The organism is Variovorax sp. GW821-FHT09A10 (assembly GCF_059418385.1).
The window spans coordinates 116,872-140,220 of record NZ_JBWKPT010000012.1 but is presented as its reverse complement, the minus strand read 5'-3'; the positions used below and the strand labels follow the sequence as shown (position 1 = coordinate 140,220).

Here is a 23,349-nt window from a genome sequence, read left to right as displayed (position 1 = left end):
TCATTCGGAAGACAGGGCCGCGACCGGATCGAGCGCGGCGGCCTTGCGGGCCGGCATGAAGCCGAACACCAGGCCGGTGAGCACGGCGCAGCCGAAGGCGCCCGCGATGGCCGTGAGGGAGAAGATCACCGGCACGCTCCACACGATGAGCGCGGCGCCCACGAGCAGCCCGCCCGCCACGCCCGCGACGCCGCCGGTCACGGTGACCAGCACCGCCTCGACCAGGAACTGCCGCAGGATGTCGCGTTGCCGTGCGCCGGTGGCCATGCGGATGCCGATCTCGCGCGTGCGCTCGCGCACGGTCATGAGCATCACGTTCATCACGCCGATGCCGCCGACCACCAGCGACACCGCCGCGATCAGCCCGAGCATCACGGTCATGGTGCGCTGGGTCTGCGCGCGCGCCTTGATCGACTCGGTCTGGTTGAACACCTGCACGTCGCGCACGTGGCGCTGCGCGGCCAGCACCTCGACGATCTCGGCCGCCGTCTCGGAGGCCTTGTCGACGTCGTGCACGGCCACCGCCACCCAGGTCGGATGGTTGCTGCCGTACAGCCGCGCGGCGGCGGTGGAGAAGGGCACGATCACGCGCTCGTCCTCGCTGGCCTGGCCGCCGCCCGCGCCCTTGGCGGCGAGCACGCCCAGCACGTCGAAGGGCACGTTGTCCAGCAGGATGCGCTGGCCCACCGGGTCGGTGCCGTCGGCGAACAGCGCGGCCTGCACGCGCTCGCCGATCACCGCGACCTTGGCCAGGCCCTGCTCGTCGTTCTCGTCGAAGAAGATGCCGCGCGCGGTCGGCCACTTCAGCGCCTGTTCGAAGTCGGTGGTGGCACCGCCGCCCTCGGTGCGGTGGTCCACGTTGCCGCGCCGCGCGACCACGAAGCCCTCGATGTAGGGCATGGCCACGCGCACGTTGGGCAGGCGGCGAATGGTGTCGACGTCGGCCAGCGTGAGCTTGCCGCCGCGCCCGCGCGCGCTGTCGGGAATGGCGGCCACGTACATCTTGTCGGCGCCGAACAGCGAGATCTGCTTCATCACCGCCTCCTGCGAGCCGGTGCCGACCGCGAGCATCACGATGACCGAGGCCACGCCGATCACAATCCCCAGCAGCGTGAGGCCGGTGCGAAAGCGGTGGATCCACATCACGCGCCAGGCCGCGCGCAGCGCCTCGTGCAGTTCGGAGAGCAGGGCGCGCGGCGTGTCGGCGGCGTCGGCTGTGTGCGTGGGCGAGGGCAGCGCAAGCGCCTGGGGTGGTGCTTCGACGGGCGCGCGCCCGCTGTCCGACACGATGCAACCGTCGCGGATCTCGATCACGCGGCGTGCGCGCTGCGCCACCTCGCGGTCGTGCGTGATGAGGATCACGGTGTGGCCGGCGGCGGCCATCTCGTCGAGCAGCGCCATCACCTCTTCGCCGCTGCGCGAGTCGAGCGCGCCCGTGGGCTCGTCGGCCAGCACGATGCGCCCGCCGTTCATGAGCGCGCGCGCGATCGACACGCGCTGCTGCTGGCCGCCCGACAGCTGGTGCGGCCGGTGGCCCAGCCGCTCGCCCAGGCCCAGGCGCGTGAGCAGCCCGCGTGCGCGCGAGGCGCGCTCGGCGGGTGCCGCGCCGGCGTAGATGGCGGGCATCTCGACGTTCTCCTGCGCCGACTCGGTGGAGATCAGGTGGTAGCCCTGGAACACGAAGCCGAAGGCCTCGCGCCGCAGCCGCGCGAGCGCGTCGGCGTCCATGCCGGCCACGTCCTGGCCGGCGAACAGGTAGCGCCCGCCGGTCGGGCGGTCGAGGCAGCCCAGCAGATTCATCAGCGTCGACTTGCCCGAGCCCGAACTGCCGACGATGGCGACGAACTCGCCCGCATGCAGCTCCAGCGTGATGCCGCGCAGCACCTCGACGGCCGGCGCGCCGTCGTGGCCGCCGTAGGACTTGCGCAGGTCGTGCAGCGCGATCAGCGGGGTCGTCTTCGTCTCGGCCGCACTCACAGCTGGAACTTCCGCGTGCCGCCGTCGGCCGCGCGCTCGCCGGTGATCAGGCGCTCGCCTTCCGCCAGGCCTTCGAGCACTTCGCCCGAGAGCCGGTCGCGCACGCCGATGCGCACCTCGCGCGGCGCGGGCTGGCCGTCGGGGCCGAGCACGCGCGCGGTGAAGCGTCCGCTCTGGCCCTTCACAGCCGTGAGCGCGGGCAGCGGTGCCACCACCACGTCGCGCGCCGAGGCGGCGACGAAGCTCACCTGCGCGGTCATCTGCGGCATGAGCTCGCCGTCGGCGTTGTCCACGTCGAACAGCACGGTGTAGAGCACGACCTTGCTGGCGGCCGGCGCCTGCGGCGCGTCGCCGCCGCTCTTGCCCGCCGGCACGGGCGGCGAGGGCAGCACCTGGCGCACCGTGCCTTCCCAGCGGCGGCGGTCGGCGCCGAGCGTGGTGAAGTACACGGCCATGTCGCGCTTCACGCGGCGCACGTCGGCTTCCGAGACCTCGGTCCACACCGTCATGCTCGACAGGTCGGCCACGCGCAGGATGTCGGGCGTCTGGTAGGTGGCGTTGAGCGTCTGGCCCTCGCGCGCCTGCACCGAGACCACGCTGCCGGCCATCGGCGCGTAGATGCGCGTGTAGCCCAGGCGCGCCTCGTCGGCCTTCAGCGTGGCCTGGGTCTGGGCGATCTGGGCTTCGAGGTGCGCGATCTTCGCGGCGGCGGAAGCCAGCGTGGCTTCGGCGGTCTGCACGTCTTCGGCGCGCGTGGCGCCTTCGGCGGCCATCTGCTGCTGGCGTGCGAACTGCTGGCGCGCCAGCCGGTGCTGCGCGTGCTGGTCGGCCAGCTGTGCGCGCAGGCCCGCGAGCGAAGCGCGGCCGGCGTCCACCGTGGCCTGCTGCACGCTGGGGTCGATCTCCACCATCAGCTGGCCCTTCTTCACCGCGTCGCCGGGCTGCACGTGCAGCCGCAGGATCTGGCCCGACACCTGCGCGCCCACGTCCACGTAGCGGCGCGGCTGCAGCGTGCCGATGGCGGTCACGCTGCTTTCGATGTCGCCGCGGCGCAGCACGGCGGTGTCCCAGCCGGGGTCGCGCGGACTCGCCCAAACGTAGGCCACCGCGGCGGCGGCCAGGGCCAGGGCCGCGAAGGCGGCGATGCGCAGGCGCCGGCCGGCGCGCGAACGGGAAGCGGGCGCCGTCACCGGGCGCCCTTGCGGAAGAAAACGAGGGTCATGCTGCTAAGACGTGCGAGGCGCCGAAACGGTTAGCCCGCGCGAAACGCCTCCTGCGGAGTGAGGCGTTTCGGGGGACAGGAAATCTTTACAAATCTATATAATTGAGAATAACTCTCAATTGCATCGTCTCCCGCGATGCCCCTTCACACCATGTCCCATCCGGAAGTCCGGCAGCTGTACGTCGACCACCAGGGCTGGCTGCGCAGCTGGTTGCTGGGCCGCCTGCGCTGCGGCTTCACCGCGGCCGATCTCACGCACGACACCTTTCTCAACCTCATCGAGCTGCCCCAGCAGCCGGTGCTGCGCCAGCCGCGCGCCTTCCTGCAGGTGGTGGCCAGCCGGTTGATGATCAACCGCTTTCGCCGCATGCAGGTCGAGGCCGAGGTGCTGCGCACCGTGGCGCTGATGGCCGAGGACGCCTGCGCGCCGAGCGCCGAGGACAAGGCCTGCGCGCGCGAGCTGCTGGGCCAGGTGCTCGCGCTCCTGGCGACCGAGCTCGACGTGAAGAGCCGCACCGCCTTCCTGATGGCGCGCGTCGAAGGCCGCTCGTACCGCGAGATCGCGGCCGAACTGGGCGTGTCCGAGACGCGCGTGAAGCAGTACCTCGCGAAGGTGCTGGCGCATTGCCACGGCCGCATGGCCGCGGCTGTGCCCGAGACGGAAAGCGCCGACGCCCCGGCCCATGCCTGACGCGGCCGCCGAGCGCCTGCGCGAGGAGGCGGCGCTGTGGGCCGTGACCCTCGCCGACGACAGCGTGGACGACGCCACGCGCGCCGCCTGCGCGGCCTGGTGCGCGCTCGACGAGCGCCATGCGCGGCTGCTGGCCGAGATGCGCCGCATGTGGGAGTCGGTCACACCCGACACCCCCGCGCCGCAACCCGTGCGGCGCGGCCCGTCGCGCCAGATGCTGGGCGCGCTCGTGCTGCTGCCCTGCCTGCTCGTGGCGGGCGCCGCGATGCCGTGGCAGGCCTGGCTGGCGGATGAACGCACCGGCGTCGGCGAGATCCGCCACCTGCGGCTCGAGGACGGCAGCCGCGTCGCGCTGAACAGCGACTCGGCCATCGACATCGATTTCTCCGGCAGCGTGCGCCGCGTGCAGCTGCTGCGCGGCGAGGTCTTCGTCGAGGTCGCGCACGGCGACAAGCCCTTCGCCGTGGTCGACCGCGACGGCAGCGCGCAGGCGCTGGGCACGCGCTACGCCGTGCGGCGCGAGGCGAGCGACACGCTCGTCACCGTCACCGAATCGCGCGTGCGCGTGCAGCCGCTCGAGGGCGACGACGACCGCTGGGTCGACGTGCAGGCGGGGCAGCAGGTGCGCTTCGACCGCCGCGGCGTCAACACCGACACCGTGCCCGCCGCGCCCGGCGGCCTGGCCTGGCCGCAGGGCCGGCTGGTGTTCGACGACGCACCGGTGGCCGAGGTGCTGCGCCAGCTCGGGCGGCACCGGCCCGGCCTGCTGCTGGCCGACGACGATGCCTTGGGCGCGCTGCGCTTCACCGGCGTGCTGCCGATCCAGCAGAGCGACGCCGCGCTCGCGCTGCTCGCCAGCGCGCTGCCGAGCTTGCGAGTCTCGACGCTGTCGCCGTGGCTCGTGCGGGTGACCACCACGGCGCCGCCGTGACCGGGCGGTCGAACTTTTTCGCGCCCACCGCTACCCGTTTCCCGTGCCCGCTTGTCATAGGTGGTGAAAAGAGATTCACCACACCATGACAGGACCCGCAGACCCGACCGAGACCGCGCAGCGCTGGCATCGCCTGCGCCGCGCCTTCGCGCTCGCGAGCCTGGTGCTGCTCACCGTGCCGGCCGCCGCGCAAACGCCCACCGCCGATGCGGCCTTCGAATGGCATCAGCCCGCGCAGCCGCTGAGCAGCGCACTGACCGCGCTCGCCGTGCGCACGGGGTTGCTGCTCGGCGTCGATGCCGAGGTTGTGCGCGGCAAACGCGCGCCCGCGCTGCAGGGCCGCTACACGGCGCGCGAGGCGCTGCTGCAGCTGCTCGAAGGCAGCGGCCTTGAAGCGGTGCGCGGTGCGTCGGGCGGCTACGCGCTGCGCGTTGCGGCGCAGCGCCCATCGGGCGCCAAGCCGCATTCCGAAGCACCCGTGGCAGGCGGTGCGCTCACCGAGGTCACGGTCACCGGCGGTCGCGACACCGGCACCGTCACCGAGGGCACGGGCTCCTACACCACCGACGGCGCGATCGGCACCGCGACGCGGCTCGAACTCACGTTGCGCGAGACGCCGCAGTCGGTCAGCGTGCTCACGCGCGACCGCCTCGACGACCAGGGCCTGAGCCAGATCAGCGATGTGCTGCGCCAGGCGCCCGGCCTGAGCTTCGTGCAGAGCGGCAACGCCGGCACCGACGCCAACGCCGTCTATGCGCGCGGCTTCGAGGTCGAGAACTACCAGGTCGACGGCATCCCGCAGGTCGGCACCTGGCTGATGCAGACCGGTGACCTGGCCTTCTACGACCGCGTCGAGGTGGTGCGCGGCGCCACCGGCCTGCTCAACGGCGTGGGCACGCCGGCGGCCACCGTCAACCTCGTGCGCAAGCGCCCTGGCAACGCGCTGCAGGCCAGCGCCTCGTTCAGCGCGGGCACCTGGAACCGCCAGCGCGCCGAGCTCGACATCGGCGGGCCCGTCACCGCCGACGGCCGCGTGCGCGCGCGCGTGGTCGCGGCCGTGCAGGACGGCGACTCGTGGATCGAACGTCACCACGAGAACAAGCGCCTGTTCTACGGCATCGTCGAGGCCGACCTCACACGCAGCACGCGCCTGAGCGCCGGCTTCGAGCTGCAGCGCCACGACAACGACGGCGTGGCGCGCGCCGGCCTGCCGCTGTTTTTCAGCGACGGCAGCGAGGCCGACTACGGCCGCTCGCGCAGCGCCGCCGCGCGCTGGGCCCATTCGTACCAGGACCAGCGCCAGTATTTCGCCGCGCTCGACCACCGCTTCGACAACGGCTGGGCCGTGCACGCCGCCTTCAACCGCTCGCGCCGCGCCTACGACGACGTCATCGGCTACGCGCTGCGCGGCTACATGGACCGCGCCACCGGCGCGGGGCTCGGCCTGTGGACGAACCGCTGGAACGCGGTGCCGGTGCAGAACGCATTCGACCTGTACGCCAGCGGCCCCTTCGAATTCCTCGGCCGGCGCCATGAGCTGGTGCTGGGCTACAACGCCTCGCGCACGCACAGCGACGCGCCGCTGTACGCGGGCTGGAACGTGGCGGGCTTCGATCCGTGGATCGCGAACTTCAACACCTGGACCGGTGAGCTGCCGGCCCAGCCGCACCAGCCCGTGACCGGCCGCCAGGAAACGGCCACGCGCCAGTCGGGCGCCTATGCCACGGTGCGGCTGCGGCCGACCGACGCACTCTCGGTCATCGTCGGCGCACGCGCGAGCGACTGGAAGGACGTGACGCGCACGGTCCCCTTGCAGCGTGCCGCCACCCTCACCAAGCGCAGCGAGAAGGGCGTCGTCACGCCGTACGCGGGCGTGGTGGTCGACCTCGACAAACACTGGTCGGCCTACGCCAGCTACACCAGCATCTTCAAGCCGCAGGCCGGCAAGGACCGCAGCGGCACCTACCTCGACCCGCTCGAGGGCCATGCCTACGAAGCGGGCGTGAAGGGCGCCTTCCACAACGACCGCCTCAACCTCAGCGCCGCCGTGTTCCAGGTGAAGCAGGACAACCTCGCCGTGCGCCTGGACAACGAATTCGCGCCCGACGGCTCGGCCGCGTACCGCGCCGCCAAGGGCACGACCACGCGCGGTTACGAATTCGAAGTGGCCGGCGAGCTGCTGCCCGGCTGGCAGGTCGGCGGCGGCTTTGCGCACAGCGTGGCACGCGACGCGGCCGGTCGGCGCCTGAACACGCAGGTGCCGAAGAACCTGCTGAAGCTCTTCACCAGCTACCGCATCGCCGGCATCGGCAACGGCCTCACGGTGGGCGGTGGCCTGAACTGGCAGAGCGACACCTACAGCACGGGCCTGGGTCCCTCGGGCCATGCGCGCTTCACGCAGCAGGCCTACACCACGCTCGACCTCATGGCGCGCTACCCGATCAACAAGCACCTCGCCGTGTCGGTGGCGCTGAACAACGTCTTCGACACGCGCTACCGCACCAGCACCAGCAGCAGCTTCTACGGCGCCCCGCGCCACCTGCTCGTGACCTTGCGCGGCACCTACTGACGCACCGCGTTTTTTCTCCGCAGCCAGGTCGCTGCCGGTCCCTTCGCGGCCGGGTGCGTCGCTAGCCATCTCCTGCCAACGGGCGTTGCCGATCTCACGGGTCGGGCCGCCCCCTTTCTTCATGCCATGAACCAGCATTCGTTTTCACGCGCCCGCTTCCGGCGGTCTCCCGTGGCCCTCGTCGCCCTGCTCCTGTGCGGCGCAGCCGGCGCGCAACAACAGCCCGCCGCCAGCGGCGCGGCGCTGTCCGAGGTCACCGTCTCGGGCGACCGCAGCGGCCGCACCGAGGGCAGCCGCTCCTACACCGCCGAGCAGGCCTCCACCGCGACCCGCATGGACCTGTCGATCCGCGAGACGCCGCAGTCGGTGACCGTGATCACGCGCGAGCGCATGGACGACCTGGGCAGCGCCCGCATCGACGACGTGCTGGGCCAGACCACCGGCATCATGGTCGGGCAGGCCGACAGCGAGCGCGTGAACTACTCGGCGCGCGGTTTCTCGATCAACAACTTCCAGATCGACGGCATGCCGCGCGGCCCGAATTCGCCGCTGTCCGACACCGTGCTGTACGACCGCATCGAGGTCATCCGCGGCGCCACCGGCCTCATGGGCGGCACGGGCGACCCGTCGGCCACCATCAACTCGGTGCGCAAGCGCCCCACGCGCGAGTTCCAGGGCAGCGCCTCGCTCAGCTACGGGCGCTGGAACCACAAGCGCGCCGAGGTCGACCTGTCGGTGCCGCTCACCGCCGACGGCCGCATCCGCGCGCGCACCGCGCTGGCCTGGCAGGACCGCGATTCGTACATGGACCTGTACCACGAGCGCAAGACCGTGGGCATGGTGATCGTCGAGGCCGACCTCACGCGCTCCACGCTGCTCACCGCCGGCATCGACTTCCAGGACAACAAGCCCACGGGCGCGACCTGGGGCGCCGTTCCGTACTGGAACCACGACGGCACGCTCGCCAACCTGCCGCGCAACACCAGCCTGAGCGCGCCGTGGAGCACCTGGGCCAACAAGCAGCACACGGCCTTCGTCTCGCTGCAGCACCGCTTCGACAACGACTGGAAGGTGCACCTGGGCTATGCGCGCACCACCAGCACCAACAACACCACCGTGGCCAACGGCGGCGCGGGCTACCCCAACCGCTTCACCGGTCAGGGCATGAAGCTGTGGAGCGGCGTGTGGGGCGAGGGCGAGTACGTCAACGACAACTTCGACCTGTACGCCACCGGCCCCTTCAGCCTGTTCGGGCGGCGCCACACCTTCATCGCCGGATGGAACGGCGGCAACCAGACCTACACCTCGCAGGGCGGCACGCCGGTGATCCCGTACCCCGAGGCCATTCCCGACTACCGCACGTGGACCGGCAACATCCCGCGCCCGATCTTCCTGGCCGACGGCTCGAAGACCGTGGGCTTCACGCAGCTCAACGGCGGCTACGTGGCGGGCCGCTTCAGCATCACCGACCCGCTGAGCGTGATCGTCGGCGCGCGCGTGAGCAACTACCGCAGCTACACGCACGCCTACAACACGGCGCTGCAGTACACGCGCACCACGGGCAAGTCGGAGTCGAAGGACGAGGTCACGCCGTATGTCGGCGTGGTCTACGACCTGGACAAGCAGCACTCGCTGTATGCGAGCTACACCACGCTGTTCCGTCCGCAGACCTCGAAGGACCGCAACGACCAGTACCTCACGCCCGAGACCGGCACCAGCGCCGAGCTGGGTGTGAAGGGCGAGTACTTCGGCGGCGCGCTCAATGCGTCGGCGGCCGTGTTCCAGGTCAAGAAAAAGAACCTCGCCGAGCTGGACCGCAGCGTGCCCGCGGGCTTTCGCCTGCCCGACGGCGGCCAGGCCTACGTGGCCAGCGGCGACGGCGTGACCGCGCGCGGCCTCGAGTTCGACGTGTCGGGCCAGATCACGCCCGACTGGAACGTGGCCGCCGGCTACACGTACCTCGATGCCAAGACCGCCAAGGGCGCGCGTGCCGTGCCCAACCAGCCCAGGCACCTGCTGCGCCTGTCGACCGCCTACCGCTTCGGCGGCGCCTGGCGCGGCCTGAAGGTCGGCGGCGACATGACGGCGCAAAGCGGCATCTACGGCGAGTCGTGGTATGGGCAGCCGCCGCTGTTCAGCATGAAGGACCCGCTGCCGCGCATCTCGCAGAAGGCGTACGCGGTCTTCAGCCTCATGGCCAGCTACGAGATCAACAAGAACGTCACGGCGCAGCTGAACATCCGCAACGTCTTCGACAAGAAGTACTACCGCAACGTGGGCTTCTACGACAGCGTGTTCTGGGGCGAGCCGCGCAACGTGAGCCTGACCCTGCGCGCCAAGTTCTGAACAAGCGACCTTCCCATCCGTCTCAATCCTCAATCAACCCTGGAGCTTCGACCATGAAGAAAAAACCCCTGTTCTCCCTTGCCACCCTCGCGGCAGCCGCGTTCGTTTTCTCGGGCGCCGCGCACGCCCACTTCGTCTGGCTCGAACCCGCCGCGGGCGGCGAGGCCAAGGCCTACTTCGGCGAATGGGCCGACGACCTGCGCGAGACCGAGGCCGGCCACCTGAAGCTGGTCAGCGCGCCGCGCGGCATCGCCGCCGACGGCCAACAGACGCCGGCCACGCGCCATGCCGACCACTTCGTGGTCAAGGCCGACGTCAGCGGCGACGCACGCCTCGTGGGCGCCTACGTCAGCGACAAGGGCGTGGCAAGCCTCTACCAGGCGCGCACCGGCCGCACCGAAACCGTCGCGCGCCACACGCTCGAGCTCGTGCCGCAGGCCGCCCACAGCAACAGCTTCACGCTGCTGCTGGCGGGCAAGCCGCTGCCCAAGGCCGAGGTGGTCGTGTTCGGCCCGCCCAAGTGGGAGAAGAAGTTCACCACCGACGACGCCGGCCAGGTCACGCTGCAGACGCCCTGGCCCGGCCAGTACGTGGTCGAGGTGAACCACACCGACAAGGACGGCAAGGGCAGCTGGGACGGCAAGCCCTACACGCAGACGCGCCACGTCGCCACGCTGAGCTTCGTCGTCCGGTGAGGGCGGGGCTTCCGGCGCGGGGGGGCTGCCCATGAGCACCCTCGCGCTGGTGTGCGCCCTGTTCGCGTCCGCGCTCGGCGGCTTCGTCACGCTGAGCCTGGCGATGGACCGGCACTACGAAGACGCCCACGGGCGCGGCCGCACGCCGGGGCCGTCGCGGCCCTGGCAGCAGCTGGGCGGCGCGGCGTTGCTGGGGCTGTCGCTGGTCGCCGCGCTGCGCCTGCGCGGGCCGGCCATGGGCTGGGTGCTGTGGCTGGGCGCCCTCACGGCCGCCGCGCTCGTGGTGGTCGGCCTCGTGAGCTACCGGCCCGGCTGGGCGCGGCGCGTCGGCGCCGTGGCCTCGGTGCTGGGCGTCGCCACGGCGGCGGCGTACGGGCTGCTCCTGCTTCCATAGCAGGGCGCCCGGAGGGCGCGCGCGGGCTGTCGCCTGCGCTACGCGCGGGGTCTTGGCCCGCGACTACGATGCGGCTGCGTCGCCGATGCCCGGCACATTCACCCATCAAGGAGACACCATGAGCAGCGCCCTCACCAACCACCAGGTCCGTCTTGCCAAGCGCCCCGAGGGCACGGCCACGCGCGAACACTGGCGCTTCAGCACCGAGCCCGTGGCCCAGCCCGACGAGGGCGGCGTGCTGGTCAAGACGCTGTCGCTGTCGCTCGACCCCGCCATGCGCGGCTGGCTCAACGACGCCAAGAGTTACATCCCGCCCGTGGCCATCGACGAGGTGATGCGCGCCGGCGGCATCGGCCGCGTGGTGGCCTCGAAGAACCCGCAGTTCGCCGTGGGCGATACCGTGTACGGCACGCTCGGCGTGCAGGAATACATGCTGATCCCGCAGGACCAGGTCAAGCGCAACGGCCTCGTGAAGGTCGACCTGCGCGTGGGCACCATCACCCAGTGGCTCAACGTGCTGGGCATGCCCGGCATGACCGGCTACTTCGGCCTGATGGACGTGGGCATGCCCCAGGCAGGCGAAACCGTCGTCGTCTCGGGCGCGGCCGGCGCCGTGGGCCAGACCGTGGGCCAGCTGGCCAAGATCAAGGGCTGCCGCGTGGTCGGCATCGCAGGCGGCGCCGCCAAGTGCGACTGGGTGGTCAAGGAGCTGGGCTTCGACGCCTGCATCGACTACAAGGCCGGCGCGGGCGCCGTGCGCGAAGGCCTCAAGACCCACTGCCCGAAGGGCGTGGACATCTACTTCGACAACGTCGGCGGCGAGATCCTGGACGCCGTGCTGGCACGCCTGGCGCGCAAGGCCCGCGTGATCATCTGCGGCGCCATCAGCCAGTACAACAACGCCAACAGCATGCCGGCCGCCGGCCCGAAGAACTACCTGAGCCTGCTCGTGAACCGCGCGCGCATGGAAGGCATCGTGGTGTTCGACTACGCCGACCGTTACCCGATCGCGATCGCCGAAATGGCCGGCTACCTGAAGGACGGCCGCATGAAGAGCAAGGAAGACGTCGTGAAGGGCCTCGACACCTTCCCCGAGTCGCTGAACAAGCTGTTCGCGGGGGAGAACTTCGGCAAGCTGGTGCTCCAGGTCGCCGAGGAGTAACAAGAGAAGGGGCACCTCGGCGCCCCGGACCTCAATCGTCCAGATTGGGCCGCATCGGAATGTCGCCCATCGCATCGTCCTCGCGCAGGCCGCGCGCGGCCTTCAGCAGTTCGATCGAGAGGCCGTCGCCGTGGCCTGCAAAGCCCTGGGCGATGCCCTCGAGCACGGTCGACAGGCCGGTGTCGCCGTCGGTGCGGGCGTCCATGCTGATGTTCAGGACCCGCGCCGCCATCTGCCGGTAGGTGACGGCGCCCGCGCCCTCCAGCGCGGCCACCAGGTCGAGGTACAGCGCCAGGTTCATGTCGAACACCAGCTTGGGCGTGATCTCGAAATCCTCGGTCTTGTTGTTCTTCTGATCCATGGGGGTGACTCCTTTTTCCTGAGCCTCCACTCTAGCCACAAAAAACGACAAGCTCTGTCGGGCATCGCCCTGATTTGTCTCATTTCGCACGCGTGCCCATCACGGCGGCCGAGATGATCAGCGCCGCCGCCAGCGCGATGCTGGCCGTGAGCGCCCGGCCGGTCACGGCCAGCAGCAGCGCCGTGGAGGCCAGCGGCGTGAGGTAGCTCAGGATGCCGATCTGCCGCGCGTCGCCGCGTTTGAGCGCCATGTCCCACACGAAGAAGGCCGCGCCCAGCGGGCCCAGGCCGCACAGCGCGACCAGCAGCCCGTCTTTGGCCGACAGCGCCACCGACGGCTCCAGCAGCGCATGGCAGGCCAGCGAGAGCGCGCCCGACACCAGCCCGAAGAGACCAATGGCCGAGGTCGGGAAGGGCGTGACGCGCTTCGTCCACAGCGAGTAGCTGGCCCAGATGAAGGCCGAGCCGGCCGCCGGCAGGAAGCCCCAGTACGTGGCGGGCGCGCCGGGAAGCGCCGCACTGCCGCCGCGCGCGCCGAGGATCGCGATGGCCGCGCCCGCGAAGCCCAGCAGCGCCGCCACCACGTGCAGCGGGCGCAGCGACACGCCTGGCAGCAGCACCGGCGCCAGCACCACCATCAGCAGCGGCCAGAGGTAGTTCACGAGGTTGGCCTCGACCGGCGGCGCATGCCGCAGCGCGATGAACAGCAGGAAATGAAAGCCGAAGAGTCCGTACACCCCGAGCGCCAGCGTGCGCGGCGGCACGCACCAGGCGCGGCGGTCGCGCAGCACCAGCGGCCAGCTCGGCACGCTGCCGACGATCAACGCCAGCCCGGTCAGGAGGAACGGCGGCAGGTGCGACAGCGCGGTGCCGAAGGTGGCGAGGGTGGCCCACAGCGCGATGGCGAGCAGGGCGTAGAAGGTGGCGGGCATGGCGGTCGAAGCTACATGAGGCGGTCGTCGCGGCCCGACGGTGCATCGTCGCGCAACGACGGTTTTGCTCCTTCCCCCGCTGGGGGAAGGCGGGGATGGGGGCAGGCCTTCGATGAGGCGCCGCGTTCTTGCGGAGGCCGTCGTGCCCCCACCCCGGCCCTCCCCCAGCGGGGGAGGGAGAAATGCGAGGTCAGCGGCGCAGCGCGGCCGTGAGCGCCGATGGCGACCGGTAGCCCGTGCGGCGCGCCGTCTCGGCCACGCTCAGGCCTTCGAGCCGCAGTTCGCGCGCATGGGCCAGCCGCAGCGTGCGCAGCCAGAGCATGGCGCTCTGGCCCTGTTCCTCGCGGCAGCGCTGCGCGAACTGGCTGGGGCTCAGGCAGGCGACCTCGGCCAGGTCGGCCACGCCCAGCGGCCGGTGCCAGTTCGTCTGCGCCCAGGCCGCGAGGGCCGGCCAGTCGATGCGGCGGCGGCGCGTGTCGGCGACCGACGGGGCGGCGCCCCAGGCCTCGAGCAGCAGCGCCGGACCGTGCTGCAGGGCGAGCGCCGCGTGCTGCGGCTGCTGCAGGCAGTGCGCAAGGTAGCGGGCCAGCGCGTGCAGCCGGGGCGCATCGGCCGGCGGCTGTTCGACGCAACGCGCCCACGGGGCGTGCGGCGTGTCGAGCACCAGGCAGACGCTGCCGCCGCGCCGGGCCTCGAAGTCGTGCCGGTCGCCGGGCGCGACCACCTGGGCCTGGCCCGTGCCGATGCCCGAACCGCGGCCTTCGACTTCGATCTCGAGCACGCCGTCGAGCCCGAGCAGCACCTGGAAGTGGTCGTGCGCATGGCTGCCGCGCGATTGGGTGTAGTCGCGCAGCGAGAGGACGGGGGCGGAGGTGTTCATGACGCGGAACCGATTGTCCGCGCCGCCCCGCCGCCTGTCATCACCCCAGCCGCAGCAGCAGCGCCGAGGCCGCGCACACCAGCAGGAACGGAATGCTGATGCGGTGGAACTCGCGCAGCCCGTGCGGCAGCTTGGCCAGCCGCAGCGCGATCAGGTTGGCCAGCGAGCCCAGCACGCAGCCGAAGCCGCCCACGCTCACGCCGGCCGCCAGCGCGGGCAGGTCGTGCACGTAGCGGTCGAGCAGGATCGCCGCCGGCACGTTGCTGATGACCTGCGAGGCGGCAATGGCCGCCAGGTAGGCGCGCCAGCCCTCGCCGATGGGCCAGTGGCCCAGCAGCGCCGCGATGGCGGGCAGCTCGGCGGCCTGGCGCAGGTCGACAAACATCAGCGCGATGATCGCCAGCAAGGCCCAGTCGATGCCGCGCAGCACGCGCGGGTAGGTGAGCAGCAGCACGCCGAACACCACGCCCAGGCCGGGCAGCAGCCAGTGGCGGTCGAGCGCGACCACGAAGCCGATGAACAGCACGCCGGCCAGCGCCAGCAGGCGCGGCTGCACGGGCGCGGCCTCGGTCTCCTCGCGCAGCGCGATCGGCGTGCGCGGCACCAGCCACCACACGGCCACGAAGAGCCAGAACAGCATGACCGCCACGGTCGGGCCCATCATGGCCATGAAGCCGAAGAAGCTCTCGCCCGAGCGGTGCCACAGGTACAGGTTCTGCGGGTTGCCGATGGGCGTGAGCGCCGAGCCCGCGTTCACGGCCAGTGCCTGCAGCACCACCAGCCGCGCCAGCGGCAGGTGCGCCTGCACGGCCAGCACGCGCGTGAGCGGCACCAGCAGGAACAGGCTCACGTCGTTGGTCACCAGCGCCGACAGCAGCGCGGCCGTGGCCGTGAGCGCCATCGCCAGCCCGCGCTGGCTGTGCGTGTGGGCCAGCAGGCGCCGCGCGGCGGCCTGCAGCATGCCGCTCTTCTCGACGCCCTGGGTGATGGCGAGCAGGCCCGCCAGCGCGCCCACGGTCTGCCAATCGACCAGCCGCAGCCAGTCCATCGGCGCGCGCGGGCGCACGAAGGCGAACACGACCGCCACGGCCACGAGCACCCACAGCAGGCCGTTGCCGCCGCCGTGTTCGGGCGGGGCGGTGTTGGTGCTTGCAGCGGTCACCCGATCAGGCACTCAGGTCGCGCAGCTCGCGCTTGAGCACCTTGCCGATCGCGCTGCGCGGCAGCTCGTCGATGAAGCGCAGGCGCGCCAGCCGCTGGGTCTTGCCGACCTGGGCGTTGGCCCACTGCAGCAGCGCCTCTTCGGTGGTGGTGTCGCCCTCGCGGCGCACCACGAAGGCCACGGGCGTCTCGCCCCACTGCTCGGACGGCACGCCGACCACCGCCACGTCGGCCACCGCCGCATGGCCGCGCAGCACGCCTTCGAGGTCGCTCGGGTAGATGTTGAAACCGCCGCTGATGATCATGTCCTTCTTGCGGTCGAACAGCGTGAGGAAGCCGTCGGCGTCGAAGCGGCCCACGTCGCCGGTGCGGATGAAGCGCTTGCCGGTGGCGTCGAACCACTCGGCCTCGCGCGTCTTCGCGGGCTGGCGGTGGTAGCCGGTCATCATGCCGGCCGAGTGGCCCACCACCTCGCCGGCCACCTCGGTGTCGCCGCGCGGCAGTTCGTGGCCTTCCTCGTCGATCAGGCGGATGTCGCTGCCCGGCGCGGGCTGGCCCACGGTGTGCAGCTTGGTCGGGTTCAGGTGCGCCTCGAGGATGCAGGTGCCGCCGCCTTCGGTCATGCCGTAGAACTCGACCAGCCCGCCCGGCCAGCGCTGGAGCACGTCGGCCTTGAGCGCCGCGTTGAAGGGCGCGCTGGTGCTGAACTTGTGGCGGAAGGTCGAGAGGTCGTGCGCGTCGAAGCGCGGGTGCGCCATCAGGCGCTGGTACTGCACCGGCACGAGCATGGTGTGCGTCACGCGGTGCTGCACGGCCAATTGCAGGTAGCCCAGCGCGTCGAACTTGGGCATCAGCACCACGCAGCCGCCGAAGGCGAGGGTGGGGAAGAACACGACCAGCGTGGTGTTGGAGTACAGCGGCGTCGACAGCAGCGTGACCGTCTCGGGCCCGTACTCGTACTTGGCGCCGCGCTGGATGTGCGACCAGCGCATGCCATGGCCCTGCACGATGCCCTTGGGCTCGCCGGTGGTGCCCGACGAATAGATGATGTTGAAGGCCCAGTCGGGCTGCACCTCGACGGGCTCCGGCTTTGCGCCGGGCGTCGCGAGCCAGTCGTCGAGCGCGCGGCCGACGTTGGAACCGTCGAGCGCGATGTGCGGCAGGCCGGTGGCCTGCGCGGCGCCGACCACCTCGGCGGCCGAGGCGTCGGTGAACAGCAGGCGCGCGTCGGCGTCGGTGATCATGCGCGCCAGGCTGGCGGGCGCCGAGCCGGGGGCCAGCGGGGCCACCGCGACGCCCGCGCGCAGCGCGCCCAGGAACACAGCGGCGTAGGGCACCGACGAGGCGGCGCAGACGGCGATGGCGTCGCCCGCGCGCAGGCCGTCGCGCTGCAGGGCGGCGGCGATGCGGTCCATGAGCGCGTCGAGCGCGCGGTAGTCCAGCGTCTGCTGGGCGTCGGCCAGCGCGGGGCGCTCGGGCGTGTGCTGGGCGTGGAGGCGGACCAGGTCGGCAAGCGTGCCGAAGTCGCGCGCGGCGGCGTCCTGGAGGGCGGGGTGCAAGTTCAAGGTCGATCCTTCGTCTGGGGCCAGACGGCAGGATAGCGAAGAAGCCCGCCGCGGGGTGTGCCGCCCGCGACGAAACCCGATCAGCCGGCCGTGTCGTCGCCCTGCTGCGCCACCTCGAACAGCGCGCGGATCAGCGGCCGGTCCTTGCGCACCGCCAGGCAGCACAGCGAGTAACTGATCGAGAGCTCGTCGTCGTCGATCTCCACCATCTTCAGGCCGGGCAGCGGAATGCACTCGATCTGCGTCACGAAGCCCACGCCCATGCCGTTGGCCACGGCATGCAGGATGGCCTCGCGGCTGTTGATCTCCATCACGCAATTCATCTGCACGCCCTGCTGCGCGCAGGCGCGCTCGACGCGGTGGCGCGTCTTGGAGCCGGGCTCGCGCAAGATCACCGGCTCGCCCGCGATGTCGCGCGTGGCGATGGTGCGCTTCCTGGCCCACGGGTGCTTCGCGGGCACCACGGCCACGATGCGCTCCACGCGGTACGGCACCTGGTGCAGGCCTTCGATTTCGGGCGGCTCCACGAGGATGCCCACGTCGATGTCGAAGTCCTGCAGCCCGCCGAGCGTGGAGGCCTCGGAGCCGATCGACACCGTCAGGTCGAGCCCGGCGTGGCTGCGCTTGAAGCTGCGCGCCAGCTCCAGCGCGATGGGCGGCGACACCGCGCCCACGCGCACCAGCCCCGTGCGCAGCGTATGGGCGCGCTGCAGGAACTGCATCGCCTCTTCCTCCTGCCCGAACAGGCCCTGCGTGATCGCATACAGCTGCTCGCCCGCGGCCGTGAGCCGCACGGCGCGCCCGCTGCGCAGGAACAGCTCGACGTTGAAGCGCTCTTCCAGCGCCTTGACCTGGTCGGTCACGGTGGGCTGGCCGATGTGCAGGTAGCGCGCGGCCGTGGTGAAGCCGCCGGTCTTGGCGACGGCGTGGAAGCAGCGGATCCACTTGTAGTACTGGTGAAACATGAGGGCGGTCGTGAGGGGCGTGCGGCGAGCCTCCCTCAGATGCGGCGCCGGCGCCTATGCAGGCTTTCCCGAAGGCATCCATCGGTTTTGGACCGAGTGCACGCGCGAAATGCGATTGGACGCCCCGGTGCGCCGCTTCGACACTGCGGCCCAGACAGAAACCGGAGACAAAAAAATGCCCCACGCCTACCGCAACCCCGTGTCCATTCATTCCGGGCGAGGCAGCCTCGCACGGCTGCCCGCGCTCCTGGCGGGGCGCCGCGTCGCGCTCGTCACCTTCCCCGAGGCCCGCGGCCTGGGCCTGGTCGAGCGCCTGCAGGCGCTGCTGGGCGACGCGCTCGTCACCGTGATCGACGACGTGCGTCCCAACCCCGACGTCGCCCACCTGCGCGAGCTGTACAACGCCTTCTGGCAATCGGACGCGCCCTGCGACGCCATCGTGGCGGTGGGTGGCGGCAGCGCCATCGACACGGCCAAGGCCCTGATGGTGGGCACGGCCAACGGCCAGTTCGACGAACTCGTCGCGCTGCTGGCCACCGGCAAGCCCTTCGAGCCCGCCAGCGTCAAGCCGCTGATCGCCGTGCCGACCACCGCCGGCACCGGCAGCGAGGTGACGCCCTGGGCCACCATCTGGGACGCCGGCAACCAGAAGAAGTATTCGCTGCACCTGGACGCCACCTGGCCCGAGGCCGCCATCGTCGACCCCGAGCTCATGCTCTCGGTGCCGGCGGGCACCACGGTGTCGACGGGGCTCGACGCGCTCTCGCACGCGCTCGAAGCGATCTGGAACGTCAATGCCAACCCGGTCTCCGACACCTTCGCCGTCTCGGCCGTGCGCGACATCTTCGACTGCCTGCCGGCGCTGCTCAAAGACCTGGGCAACCTCGACCTGCGCGAGCGCATGGCGCTGGCCGCGCTGAAGGCCGGCATGGCGTTCTCCAACACCAAGACGGCGCTGGCGCATTCCATCTCCTACGAGATGACGCTGCGCCACGGCCTGGCCCACGGCATCGCGTGCTCGTTCACGCTGCCCCTCGTGCTGGAGAAAGCCTGGGCCCGCTCGCCCGACCGCGACCGGACGCTGCAGCTGCTGTTCGGTGCCGACCTGGCGACCGCCACGCAGCAACTGCGGGCTTTCCTGCAGGGGCTTGGCGTGAAGACCGAGTTTGCCGACTATGGCGTGGCGGACAGCGAAGCGGCGGCCATGATCGCGCGCGCCATGGACGGGGCGCGCGGCAAGAACTTCATCGGCGCGGCGGCGTTGGCCTGACAGGCAGGGACTGCGCAGCGAGACAAGACAACCAGACAGACAGCATGCCGGCCATCGAGCCGGCCCCACGGGCCCCACGCCCGTCAAGACAAGGAGACATACCATGCAAGCGGCCAATCCCATCCTGCAGGCGGGCACCTACGCGCGCCCCCTCGACAATTCGTTCCGCAAGGCGCAGTGGCGGATGCTGCTGGCGGCCATGTTCTGCTACTTCTTCTTCTACACGGGGCGCCAGACCTTCGGCTTCGCCATCCCCGGCATCCAGAAGGAGTTCGGCCTCTCGAAGGAAGTGCTCGGCTGGGCCTCGACCTCGCTGCTGTGGTGCTATGCCGTCGGGCAGGCCATCAACGGCAACCTGGGCGACAAGTTCGGCGGGCGCCGCGTGATGACCGCCGGCGCCATCCTCTCGTGCGCCGCCAACTGGGTCGTGAGCTTCGCCGTCGGCTTCAAGAGCCTGGCCATTCCGTGGGGCATCAACGGCTACTTCCAGGCCCTGGGCTGGGCGCCGGGCAGCCGGCTGCTGTCGAACTGGTGGGGCGCGGGCGAGCGCGGCAAGGTCTACGGCTTCTACGTGTTCGCCGCCGGCTGCGCCTCGGTGCTGTCGTTCGTCACGTCGATCATCGTCGTCAACGTGCTGCACCTCGATTGGCGCTGGATCTTCCGGCTCCCCGTGCTGCTGATGCTGGTGGGCGGCATCGCCTTCTACCTGATCGCCCGTGAGCGGCCGGAAGACATGGGCTTCAAGTCGCCCGACACCGGCGTGGCCAACAACAACCCGCAGGAAGCCGACAAGGCCGGCGTGGCCGACGGCGAGCCGCAGGAAAGCTCCTGGTCGCGCTACAAGGCCGTGCTCAGTAACCCCAAGCTGATGATTGCCGCGCTGGCCATCGGCTTCCAGAACGCCGCACGCTACGGCCTCATCGTCTGGGTGCCGGTGCACTTCCTGGGCAAGGACTGGGCCAAGGCCGCCGACGGCATGATCGACCCGGCCTGGATCTCGGTGGCGCTGCCCGTGGGCATGGCCTTCGGCGCGCTCACCAACGGCTGGATCTCCGACAAGGTGTTCGGCTCCAAGCGCTACAAGGCCATCGTGCTGTACATGCTGCTGGGCTGCGTCGCCTCGATGGGCATGTACCTGCTGCCCACCAGCATCCTCGGCCTGGGGCTGCTGTTCCTGGCGGGCTTCTTCGTCTACGGCCCGGCCTCGTCGTTCTGGGCCCTGTGCCCCGACCTCGTGGGCGCCAAGCGCGCCGGCACCGCCACCGGCGTCATGAACTTCTTCTCGTACCTGCTGGCCGGCCTCGGTGAACCGCTGATCGGCCGGATGCTGGACCACTCGGGCAACACCTCGATGGTGTTCCCCATCGTCGCGGCCAGCTGCCTCATCAGCGCCTGCATCGCGGTGTTCATCCGCCGCTGAAGCCACCCCCCAACTTGCCAAGGAGCATCTCTTCATGAAATCCGATCGACTCGAAGTGAACGGCCGCAGCTACCGCTGGATGGTCCGCCCGGTGGTCGTCGTCTGCGTCGACGGCTGCGAGCCCGCGTACCTCGACGCGGCCATTGCCGCCGGCGTGGCCCCGTACCTCGAGGCCATGCGCAAGGGCGGCGCCGACCTGCTCGCCGACTGCGTCGTGCCCTCGTTCACCAACCCCAACAACCTGTCGATCGTGACCGGCGCACCGCCCGCGGTGCACGGCATCTGCGGCAACTACTTCTTCGACCGCGAGCTGGGCCAGGAAGTGATGATGAACGACCCCAAGTACCTGCGCGCCGGCACCGTGCTGGCCGCGTTTGCCGACGCGGGCGCCAAGCTCGCGGTGGTCACGGCCAAGGACAAGCTGCGCAAGCTGCTGGGCCACAAGATGAAGGGCATCTGCTTCTCGTCCGAGAAGTCGGACCAGGTGACGATGGAAGAGAACGGCATCGACAACGTGCTCGACATGGTCGGCATGCCGGTGCCTTCGGTCTACAGCGCCGAACTCTCGGAGTTCGTGTTCGCCGCCGGCGTGAAGCTGATGGAATCGCGCCGCCCCGACCTGATGTACCTGTCGACCACCGACTACGTGCAGCACAAGGCGGCGCCGGGCAGCCCCGCAGCGAATGCCTTCTACAAGATGATGGACGACTACCTTGCGCAGCTCGACGCATTGGGCGCCACCATCGTGCTCACGGCCGACCACGGCATGAACGACAAGCATGGCGCCGACGGCTCGCCCAACGTGATCTACCTGCAGGACGTGCTCGACGGCTGGTACGGCCCGGACCGCGCGCGCGTGATCCTGCCGATCACCGATCCGTACGTGGTGCACCACGGTGCGCTCGGCTCGTTTGCCACCGTGTATGTGCCGAGCGAGGACGAGGTGCCCGGCTGGATCGACCGCATCCAGCGCATCCCCGGCATGCAGCTCGTGCTCTCGCGCAAGGAGGCCGCGCAGCGCTTCGAGCTGCCGCCGGACCGCATCGGCGACATCGTGGTGGTCAGCGAGCAAAGCACCGTCATCGGCACCTCGGCCACGCGCCACGACCTCACGGCGCTCGAAGTGCCGCTGCGCTCGCACGGTGGTGTCTCGGAGCAGAAGGTGCCCTTGATCTGCAACCGCCCCGTCGCAGGCGTGGCGAGCACGCGCCGGCTGCGCAACTTCGACGCGCTCGACCTCGCACTGAACCACGCCCAAGGCCCCGTGGCCGCCTGAACCCCATTTGACGGAGCATTCCATGAGCCCATCCGACCACGCCGGCCTGAAGTCCGGCACCGTGTACCGCGAGGCCCTGCGCATCGCCGGCGAGAAAGTCCACCGCGACCGCACCATCGAGGTCACCTACCCGTACACCGGCGAAGTGATCGCCACCGTGCCCAAGGCCACGCTGGACGACGTGCGCAATGCCCTGCGCATCGCCCGCGACTACAAGCCCACGCTCACGCGCTACGAGCGCTACAAGATCCTCATGCGCGCCGGCGAGATCATCGCCTCGCGCCTGGACGAGATGTCGCGCACCATCACGCTCGAGTCGGGCCTGTCGCGCAAGGACTCGCTGTACGAAGTGGGCCGCGCCTCCGACGTGCTGCTGTTCGCCGCCAACCAGGCGCTGGTGGACGACGGCCAGGTCTTCTCCTGCGACCTCACGCACCACGGCAAGAGCCGCAAGGTCTACACGATGCGCGAACCCTTGCTGGGCGCCATCACCGCCATCACGCCGTTCAACCATCCGCTGAACCAGGTGATCCACAAGGTGGCGCCGGCCATTGCGACCAACAACCGCATCGTCTTGAAGCCCAGCGAGAAGACGCCGCTCACGGCCTTCCTGCTGGCCGACATCCTGTACGAAGCCGGCCTGCCGCCGCAGATGCTGTCGGTGCTCACGGGCGACCCGAAGGAGATCGCCGACGAGCTGCTGACCAATGCCGACGTCGACCTCGTCACCTTCACGGGCGGCGTGCCCATCGGCAAGTACATCGCGGGCAAGGCCACCTACAAGCGCCAGATCCTGGAGCTGGGCGGCAACGACCCGATCATCGTGATGGAAGACGCGGACATCGAGGAGGCGGCGACGCTGGCTGCCAACGGGTCATACAAGAACTCGGGGCAGCGGTGCACAGCCGTGAAGCGCATGCTGGTGCACGAATCGGTCGCTGACCGCTTCGTCGAACTGCTGGTCGAGAAGACCCGCGCCCTGAAGTACGGCGACCCGATGGACCCCGACACCGACATGGGCACCGTGATCGACGAAGCGGCGGCCAAGCAATTCGAAGCCGTCGTCAATGAAGCGATCGCAGCCGGTGCCAAGCTCCTGTACGGCAACGAGCGCCGCGGTGCGCTGTACTCGCCCACCGTGCTCGACCACGTCGATCCCGAGATGACCGTCGCCAAGCAAGAGACCTTCGGCCCCGTGTCGCCGGTGATCCGTTTCAAGAACATCGACGAGGCGATCCGCATCTCCAACGGCACGGCCTACGGTCTGTCTTCGTCGATCTGCACCAACCGGCTGGACTACATCACGCGTTTCATCCGCGAGCTGAACGTGGGCAGCGTCAATGTGCGCGAAGTGCCGGGCTACCGCCTGGAGCTCACGCCTTTCGGCGGCATCAAGGACTCGGGCCTGGGCTACAAGGAAGGCGTGCTCGAAGCGATGAAGAGCTTCACCAACACCAAGACCTACTCGCTGCCATGGTGAGCGGCGCGGCGCACGAGGCGCATGGCGCGTCGCGCGCCGTGCGTGAGACCCCG

Annotated in this window: 19 protein-coding genes; 11 read left to right on the top strand and 8 right to left on the bottom strand. The window is 70.5% G+C overall.

Translation table 11 applies throughout. From position 1 onward, the window contains the following. Both AC07Q9_RS29235 and AC07Q9_RS29230 read right to left on the bottom strand, forming a co-directional pair. On the bottom strand, positions 1 to 1,977 hold the full coding sequence (locus AC07Q9_RS29235) for a MacB family efflux pump subunit (protein WP_495312703.1): 1,977 nt from the start codon (positions 1,975 to 1,977) through the stop codon (positions 1 to 3). Then, complete coding sequence (locus tag AC07Q9_RS29230; RefSeq protein ID WP_495312702.1) at positions 1,974 to 3,167, bottom strand: efflux RND transporter periplasmic adaptor subunit; 1,194 nt, start codon at positions 3,165 to 3,167, stop codon at positions 1,974 to 1,976. The genes AC07Q9_RS29235 and AC07Q9_RS29230 overlap by 4 nt, the downstream gene beginning before the upstream one ends. A 183-nt stretch (positions 3,168 to 3,350) precedes the next feature. On the opposite strand from AC07Q9_RS29230, the gene AC07Q9_RS29225 reads away from it, so the two are divergent. The 7 genes from AC07Q9_RS29225 to AC07Q9_RS29195 all read left to right on the top strand — a co-directional run bounded on the left by AC07Q9_RS29225 (position 3,351) and on the right by AC07Q9_RS29195 (position 11,987). Continuing rightward, on the top strand, positions 3,351 to 3,890 hold the full coding sequence (locus tag AC07Q9_RS29225; protein ID WP_174543711.1) for a sigma-70 family RNA polymerase sigma factor: 540 nt from the start codon (positions 3,351 to 3,353) through the stop codon (positions 3,888 to 3,890). Further along, entirely contained in the window at positions 3,883 to 4,821 is a 939-nt protein-coding gene (locus AC07Q9_RS29220) for a FecR family protein (protein WP_495312701.1), read from the top strand. The genes AC07Q9_RS29225 and AC07Q9_RS29220 overlap by 8 nt, the downstream gene beginning before the upstream one ends. A gap of 85 nt (positions 4,822 to 4,906) precedes the next feature. Then, positions 4,907 to 7,390 carry a TonB-dependent siderophore receptor gene (locus AC07Q9_RS29215; RefSeq protein ID WP_495312700.1) on the top strand — a complete coding sequence of 828 codons (2,484 nt, stop codon included), beginning with the start codon at positions 4,907 to 4,909 and terminating at the stop codon, positions 7,388 to 7,390. Positions 7,391 to 7,561: 171 nt separating this feature from the next. Beyond that, positions 7,562 to 9,736 (top strand): TonB-dependent siderophore receptor, encoded by a 2,175-nt coding sequence (locus AC07Q9_RS29210; protein ID WP_495312699.1) that lies wholly within the window; start codon positions 7,562 to 7,564, stop codon positions 9,734 to 9,736. 53 nt (positions 9,737 to 9,789) lie between these two features. Then, positions 9,790 to 10,431, top strand: coding sequence for a DUF4198 domain-containing protein (locus AC07Q9_RS29205; protein WP_495312698.1), 642 nt, complete (start codon positions 9,790 to 9,792; stop codon positions 10,429 to 10,431). A gap of 31 nt (positions 10,432 to 10,462) precedes the next feature. Then, positions 10,463 to 10,825: a DUF3325 domain-containing protein gene (locus AC07Q9_RS29200; protein ID WP_495312697.1), complete on the top strand. Its 363-nt coding sequence runs from the start codon at positions 10,463 to 10,465 to the stop codon at positions 10,823 to 10,825. Between the two features lie 118 nt (positions 10,826 to 10,943). Further along, entirely contained in the window at positions 10,944 to 11,987 is a 1,044-nt protein-coding gene (locus AC07Q9_RS29195) for an NADP-dependent oxidoreductase (RefSeq protein WP_495312696.1), read from the top strand. Between the two features lie 31 nt (positions 11,988 to 12,018). Here the strand turns inward: AC07Q9_RS29195 and AC07Q9_RS29190 are convergent, their stop codons facing one another. The 6 genes from AC07Q9_RS29190 to AC07Q9_RS29165 all read right to left on the bottom strand — a co-directional run bounded on the left by AC07Q9_RS29190 (position 12,019) and on the right by AC07Q9_RS29165 (position 17,850). Next, positions 12,019 to 12,348, bottom strand: coding sequence for a hypothetical protein (locus AC07Q9_RS29190; RefSeq protein ID WP_492683071.1), 330 nt, complete (start codon positions 12,346 to 12,348; stop codon positions 12,019 to 12,021). 79 nt (positions 12,349 to 12,427) lie between these two features. Beyond that, positions 12,428 to 13,279: a DMT family transporter gene (locus AC07Q9_RS29185; RefSeq protein WP_495312695.1), complete on the bottom strand. Its 852-nt coding sequence runs from the start codon at positions 13,277 to 13,279 to the stop codon at positions 12,428 to 12,430. Between the two features lie 190 nt (positions 13,280 to 13,469). Further along, on the bottom strand, positions 13,470 to 14,159 hold the full coding sequence (locus tag AC07Q9_RS29180) for a helix-turn-helix domain-containing protein (RefSeq protein WP_495312694.1): 690 nt from the start codon (positions 14,157 to 14,159) through the stop codon (positions 13,470 to 13,472). Positions 14,160 to 14,199: 40 nt separating this feature from the next. After that, positions 14,200 to 15,321: an SLC13 family permease gene (locus tag AC07Q9_RS29175; RefSeq protein ID WP_495312693.1), complete on the bottom strand. Its 1,122-nt coding sequence runs from the start codon at positions 15,319 to 15,321 to the stop codon at positions 14,200 to 14,202. A gap of 4 nt (positions 15,322 to 15,325) precedes the next feature. Further along, positions 15,326 to 16,879 (bottom strand): class I adenylate-forming enzyme family protein, encoded by a 1,554-nt coding sequence (locus AC07Q9_RS29170; RefSeq protein ID WP_495312721.1) that lies wholly within the window; start codon positions 16,877 to 16,879, stop codon positions 15,326 to 15,328. Between the two features lie 86 nt (positions 16,880 to 16,965). After that, on the bottom strand, positions 16,966 to 17,850 hold the full coding sequence (locus AC07Q9_RS29165) for a LysR substrate-binding domain-containing protein (RefSeq protein WP_495312692.1): 885 nt from the start codon (positions 17,848 to 17,850) through the stop codon (positions 16,966 to 16,968). Positions 17,851 to 18,025: 175 nt separating this feature from the next. Between AC07Q9_RS29165 and psrA the strand changes: the two genes are divergently transcribed. From psrA to phnY, 4 genes are all read left to right on the top strand, one after another. Next, positions 18,026 to 19,120: an iron-containing alcohol dehydrogenase PsrA gene (gene psrA / locus AC07Q9_RS29160; protein ID WP_495312691.1), complete on the top strand. Its 1,095-nt coding sequence runs from the start codon at positions 18,026 to 18,028 to the stop codon at positions 19,118 to 19,120. A gap of 103 nt (positions 19,121 to 19,223) precedes the next feature. Continuing rightward, positions 19,224 to 20,540 (top strand): MFS transporter, encoded by a 1,317-nt coding sequence (locus tag AC07Q9_RS29155; protein WP_495312690.1) that lies wholly within the window; start codon positions 19,224 to 19,226, stop codon positions 20,538 to 20,540. A gap of 34 nt (positions 20,541 to 20,574) precedes the next feature. Then, a complete protein-coding gene (gene phnA / locus AC07Q9_RS29150) occupies positions 20,575 to 21,816 on the top strand; it encodes a phosphonoacetate hydrolase (protein ID WP_495312689.1) in 1,242 nt (413 codons plus the stop codon). Positions 21,817 to 21,838: 22 nt separating this feature from the next. Next, positions 21,839 to 23,296 carry a phosphonoacetaldehyde dehydrogenase gene (phnY, locus tag AC07Q9_RS29145; protein ID WP_495312688.1) on the top strand — a complete coding sequence of 486 codons (1,458 nt, stop codon included), beginning with the start codon at positions 21,839 to 21,841 and terminating at the stop codon, positions 23,294 to 23,296. Positions 23,297 to 23,349 lie beyond the last annotated feature (53 nt).